At 51.9% G+C, this 574-nt stretch carries 1 protein-coding gene; it reads left to right on the top strand.

Annotated features, from left to right (window positions below; all coding sequences use genetic code 11):
* Positions 1-28 precede the first annotated feature (28 nt).
* Positions 29-574, top strand: a 546-nt coding sequence (locus R7Q09_RS27260) for an AzlC family ABC transporter permease (RefSeq protein ID WP_318144097.1), incomplete at its 3' end; no start/stop codon positions are given.

The raw sequence follows: 574 nt of genomic DNA, 5'->3' as shown, positions 1-574 counted from the left end.
CCGACTTTGCTGCCGGCTAGGTACATTTATGACAGAAAATACATCCTCTTTTCCTCGATCTTCTGGGGAGCTACATGAGTTCACTCGGGCTGACGTCTGGGGTGGATTTACTCAGCTTTTACCGCTTTCCTTTTTTGTGGTGGTCTTTGGCCTCGCCTTTGGGGTTGCTGCGGTGCAAACCGGCTTAGACGCCTTTCCGACTCTTTTAATGAGTACGCTTGTCTTTGCTGGTGCGTCTCAGTTTGCCACATTAGAAATGTGGGGAGCTGAAGTACCACTTGTACCGGTTTTGATTACTGTGTTTGCCATCAATGCTCGCCACCTTCTGATGGGTGCGACGCTCTACCCTTGGCTGAGACAGCTACCGCCACATAAGCGCTATGGCATTATGTTGCTTGCCTCCGACGCAAACTGGGCAATGGCGATGAACGCATTTGGCAAGAAAGAGCCTGGGTTTGGTTTGTTGGTCGGCGGAGGGCTTGCGCTTTGGGGCTTCTGGATTGTCGGCACGTGGATGGGGATCTACTTTGGTGGTGCCATCAAAGATCCAGTCAGTCTCGGCCTTGATATGGTC

The organism is Vibrio sp. 2130-1, from assembly GCF_033339515.1.
Note: the sequence above shows the minus strand (reverse complement) of the source record. Positions and strands in the feature narration are given on the sequence as shown.